The sequence below is a fragment of the Chloroflexus sp. genome (assembly GCF_034432675.1).
GTDB lineage: Bacteria > Chloroflexota > Chloroflexia > Chloroflexales > Chloroflexaceae > Chloroflexus.
This window is the reverse complement of the sequence record NZ_DAOUBI010000015.1, coordinates 1-5330: the sequence shown is the minus strand read 5'-3', so window position 1 is coordinate 5330 and position 5330 is coordinate 1. Positions and strand designations below refer to the sequence as shown.

Genomic DNA, 5330 nt, shown 5'->3' with positions numbered 1-5330 from the left:
TCGCTCATCATCCGCGTGTGGCGTCGTTTGGAGTGCGGCAGCCATGCTGCCGCGCCAGCCGTGCTCACGATCTGGCTCGTGCAACGTCGTTGACCCGGCTGGTCACGCGGATGTCGGGTGTGCTCGTCACGAACATGGATATCGAACGGCAATGAAGAAGATACCTTCTCGTAGATGTTTTTTGCAATAAGTTCTACCCGCAGGCACAGGTCACAGTGTCCTGCGGCAGCGCTCAACGTATCGCCGGTGTACTTGACAGTTTCCGGCCTGGGGTGGTATAAGCTACCCATGACTGTTGGCAACCAAACCTGGTGCCCCGTTGCACCATTCAGGGAGAGATAGCGTGAACTATCCGAAACGCGCTCTGCTTGCGTTGTTGCCCGTGCTGGCAATGTTTCTACTGGTGGGATTGATGGCTGTCACTCCACCGGCACCGCCACCGCCGCCGAGTCTGAAGGTTGTTGAACTATCACCGCTCGAAACGGCAATCATCCCGCCAACTGCAACCGCAACCCCATCACCACTGCCATCACCAACGCTCACGCCAACCCTCGCCCGTCGCGAGTTTATCGAGTCGTATGAGGCGAAGGTTGCCCCAACCAGCTTCCTCCCCGGTCGTGGCCCGGTATTGGCGGGTGAGTTCGTCTACGCCGGACGCCGCCTCGATTTTTATGTTGGTCGCGGTACCTTTAGCGCCGACCAGGTACGCGATCTGGCAGTGAAAGCTGAATATGCCCTGGGCTATTTGCAACGACGGTTCGATGTCGAGCTGACAGAACGGGTCTCGGTGGGATTTTATAATCCGGCGCTGGCACCAACCAGCGACACACGCGGGATCGCCTATACCTACGACCGCACCAATATCCGCATCTTCTACCGCCCTAATGAAGACACTTACCAGGCGCTGGTGATTCTGACCCACGAACTGGCCCATGCGTTGCAGGCCGAAGCCTACGGTCGTGAAGCCCAGGCGCAGGCCGATCTGGTGTTGCTTGAAGGGCTGGCAACCTGGATATCGGGTGAATACTGGCTCAGTCTCTACGATGCGCCGTCTTTTCAGGCCCGTGCCCGTGAACTGTACAACGCCGGGTATCGGGGCAATCTGGCGTCGTTTGCGAACAGTGCCAATACAATGGCCGCCTACGAGATGTGGGCCGGCTTCGTTGAGTATCTGGCCCGTACCTATGGCTGGGATAAGTTTAACCAACTGTACGCCAATGGTCGCGGGCGAGCGCCCGGTTCGGCCAACTACCGCGGCATTTATGGCAAGAGTTTTCAAGAGCTGTATACGGAATGGTATGCCACGCTGCGGTGATGCCGGCGCAATAACGGACAGACATCCATACGCTACCCGGCAGGGAACCGGTATTAGCGCACGCTACTCTGTTTCAGGCGCCGATACTCTTCCGGCGATTGCCCAACCTCTTTGCGGAAGACACGACTGAAGTAGCTACTACTCGAAAAGCCTACTTCCAGGGCGATATTGGTGATACTCTTGTCGCTCTCGGCAAGCAGGTGACGGGCCTGCAAAACCCGATAGCGGTTGAGATACTCTACCGGGGTGGTGCCAAGTTCCTGCCGAAAACAGTGGGTCAGATAATCTTCACTCATGCCAACATAATGGGCAATATCTTGCCGGGTCAGTGGATGGGTATAATGGCTATGGATATACGCCATTGCCTTTCGTACCAGCATCTGCGCCTGATCGCTCAGCCGGCGTCGACGCTCAAGCGCGGCCTGCAAATGGGCGAGAGTTTCATCGGCGCTGAAAATGCCTTTGCTGAGGATAGTTGTGACGCCCTGGTTCAGGAGGGCCATATCTTCTTCACTCAGCATTCGACCGGTAATCACAATAACCGGGATTTCGCGTAATCGTTGATCCTCACGCATCATTTGAAGCAAGGTAAAGCCATTCATTTCCGGCATCATTAAATCCAGCAATACCAGATCAACCGGTTGTTGCTGAAGGATGGTGAGCGCTTCACGGCCCGAACGAGCGCGTAGTACCCGATGACCGGCGCTGTATGATTGAATGATCCGAGCGTGGAGTTCAAGCGTATCGGGATCATCATCGACAACCAGAATGGTATGGCCTGCCGATACGGGATCACTCTTGAGCCGGTACTGATCGAGGACGCGGGCCAGATCTGCCAGTTCAATCGGCTTGGTCAGGTAGTTAAACTCTAGCACCGTACCGTGTTGTTCGGTCATCGCACAACACAATAATGGCAGATCATGGGTCGCCGAATTCGCCTTTAGCACCCGAATGGCCTGCCACCATGCCCGATCGCCTTGCACCGCGTTCAGCAATACAGCGCTGTAGCTCTTGTTTAAGAGTTCACTTACCCAGGCTGCACTATCATCAATCGGGATCGAGGTGACCGCAAAGCCACGTTTCTCTAAATAATGCTGAAGCCGCTCATCAGTACCGGTTGAGAGTATCAGCACACGTGATCGGGTTGTAACCGGTTGTGATTTACGACGTGGTTTGACTGTAGGGGCAGCAATCGTAGGTAGGCGAAAGAAAAAGGTTGATCCCTCGCCTTCAACGCCACTTGAGTGTACGCCGATGGTGCCACCGTGCAACGCAACCAGTCGTTTGCAGATCGCCAGCCCCAGGCCGATACCGCTGTAACCTCGTTCAATGCTGCGTTCCGTGCGCTGAAATTCACCGAAAATGCACGCCTGTTCTTCCGCTGATAAGCCGATACCGGTATCGCGCACGTTGACTGTCACCGCATCGGCTTCGGTAGTCACTGTCAGGCTAACACTACCGCGATTCGTGAATTTTATCGCATTGACGATCAGGTTTAAGGCGATCTGCTGCAAACGAGTGCGATCTCCCCAGACCCACGGCCCTTCGGCGGGAATGGCATCGTGCCAGATGAGATGCTTATCGGCTGCCATTTGTTGACCCATCTCAGCCACTGCACGCATCACCTGCCCCAGATCAACAACATCACACACCAAACGCAACTGTCCGGCATCACTACTGGTCAGATCGAGAACATCGCCGATCAGCCGGCTAAGATGGCGGGCATTGTCGTAAATACGTTTGAGGTCGTGCCGTACCTGTACCGGCAAATGCTGCGTTCCCTCGGCACTCTCGCGCAACAGCAGATCGCTCATGCCGACGATCAGGTTGAGCGGTATTTGCAATTCGTGACTCACCATCGACAGGAAGCGACTCTTGAGTTGATTTGCCTCTTCTGACAGGCGGCGTCCTTCATTTGCCGCACGATAGAGGCGTGCTGCATTGAGTGCGGCACTGATCTGCTGCACAATGGTGCCGTACAGATCGAGACGCGAACAGTCGAAGGCGACGAAACCAGCTTCACTATCGATCCCGGTGAGAGGAATCAGACTGAGCTGAAATGGCCGGCCCGTTGTCAGCCACTGAGAGGGCGGAAAAGAGCGACTACGGATCCGAATGACCGGTTGTTGGGGCATCGTCACCGCTCGTAAGCGACACCAGGCTACCGGATCGTCACGATCCGCTTCAAAATAGCCAATCCAGAGTAGCGGCAGGTTTAATTCGGGCAGATGTTGGGCCAGAATGTCGTAGATGTCACTCTCAGCCAGCGCATTCAGCAAACGGGCGGTAAGGCGACCGATCCGGTTGTTGGTCTGGTGTTGGGTGTGGCGGTAATGCCAGTGCTGAACACGCATCGCTGCACTGATGGTCATGCGAGCCTCATCGAGGAGGTTCAGCGCAGCAGGGTGGAACGCCGGATCAAGCAGGTGCGGCAAGACATCACGAATGTACGAGATGGCAATCTGCCACTCGTGCGTATCATCGCCGACAAACGCTATCTGTTTAAGAATATAAGCGATCACGGTACGGAATTGGCCAGGACTGGCAGCTTGCACACTCTCAAGAAACGCTGTAAGCAGACGCCGGCAAAGCTGATCAATCTCTTCGGGTGTGAAGCCACGCGATTTCTGGCTGAGCAGATCTCCCATTGAGCGAATCACCGCATCGCGCAGATCAGTTGTGTCTGAAATATTGGGATGCAGAGAGGTCATCTCCAGGGCATCGGCCAGCACCGCATTCTGGCTACAACCGCACGACTCACGGATGATCAGCCGGGTTGGTACCTGTACCAGTTCCGGCAGGGGTACTCGTTCGCGCAAGTGATGAGCCATGAGCTTTAGTGCCCGATACCCCATCTTGAACAGGGGAATCTGTACCGAGGTGAGTGCCGGTTCTGCCAGCAAGCCTTCTGGACGGTCATCAAAGCCAATAATAGCAATATCGTCCGGCACCCGGTACCCTGCTTCCTGTAACGCCGAAATGGCTCCCAACGCCGATTCATCATTGCTTGCCAGTACTGCTGTGAATGGTACGCCTGTGGCCAGCAGTTGGCGCATCGCGCTGTAACCGCCGGTGAAGACGTGGTGCCCAAAGGCGATCAGGCGTTCATCAACCTCTAAACCGAACCGGGCCATGCTGCTGTGAAACGCCCGCAGTCGGTCACCGGTATCACCTTCCAGGTCGTGTTCACTACCAGCAATAAAAGCAATCTGACGATGGCCGTGTTCGATCAGGTGCTGAAGAGCGAGGTAAATCCCACCTGCATTGTTGGCAACAATGGTCGGCCCCGGCTCGCCGGAACCGACGAAGATCACCGGATGGCCGGCATCGCGAATGGCCTGCACCATCTGCGACCGCTCTGGGCGCTGCAAAGGGTTGATGATAATCAGACCGTGGGTGTTCCATGGCCCAACCGGTACAAAATTGGTACCATCAGCGATGGTGAACCATGCGGGTTGCGAGGGATCGTTGAGCTGGAGCGATGGTCCCATGCCACAAGCCAGTAGCAGGTTACACCCCAAATCCTGAGCTGCCTGGCGGATGCCGAGATAGATCGGGCTGAGGTAGCTCATGGTCAATGCCGTGCCGTAGAATTGCCAGCCGGCAATCACTCCGACAGTTGGCCAACGAGTTCGCTGCGACATTGCTCTGGTATTTCGCATAGGCTTTCTGCTGGTTGGCTATTGATACTTTCTATGATACTACCATTTCTGAAGTGTGGATGTTGGTCAAGAATATAATGCTGGTCGCGCAAAGGGGGGCCGTGCCGGGCGATGTTACATACATAATCCAGGTTGCCACCTACGCTGTGAGCAGGCCACGAAAGACTACCGGCGATGATGAACAGCACGACGCTGCGCACAACATTGTGCAGCGTACCTGACCGGTATGAGTCGTTTGGGTCGCAGCCAGTTCCGTAAACGCACTATGTCACGCCCATCTGGTATGCCCATCCTCCGTGTCGCTGTGGTGATAGAAGGGAGCACCTTGGGTGACGATCTATCCGCGTGCATCC

General features: G+C 55.7%; 2 protein-coding genes. One reads left to right on the top strand and one right to left on the bottom strand.

Annotation, left to right across the window (positions count from 1 at the left end; translation table 11 throughout):
• Window positions 1-343 precede the first annotated feature (343 nt).
• The gene (locus VAE55_RS01485) at window positions 344-1315 is read left to right on the top strand and encodes a hypothetical protein (protein WP_322814059.1); all 972 of its coding nucleotides are present in this window, start codon (window positions 344-346) and stop codon (window positions 1313-1315) included.
• 53 nt (window positions 1316-1368) lie between these two features.
• On the opposite strand, the gene VAE55_RS01480 is transcribed toward VAE55_RS01485, so the two are convergent.
• Complete coding sequence (locus VAE55_RS01480) at window positions 1369-4977, bottom strand: substrate-binding domain-containing protein (protein ID WP_322814058.1); 3609 nt, start codon at window positions 4975-4977, stop codon at window positions 1369-1371.
• Window positions 4978-5330 lie beyond the last annotated feature (353 nt).

Bases quoted from the DNA above. Each gene is read 5' to 3' on its own strand.
- VAE55_RS01480 (WP_322814058.1), bottom strand. From the start codon at position 4,977: ATGCGAAATACCAGAGCAATGTCGCAGCGAACTCGTTGGCCAACTGTC.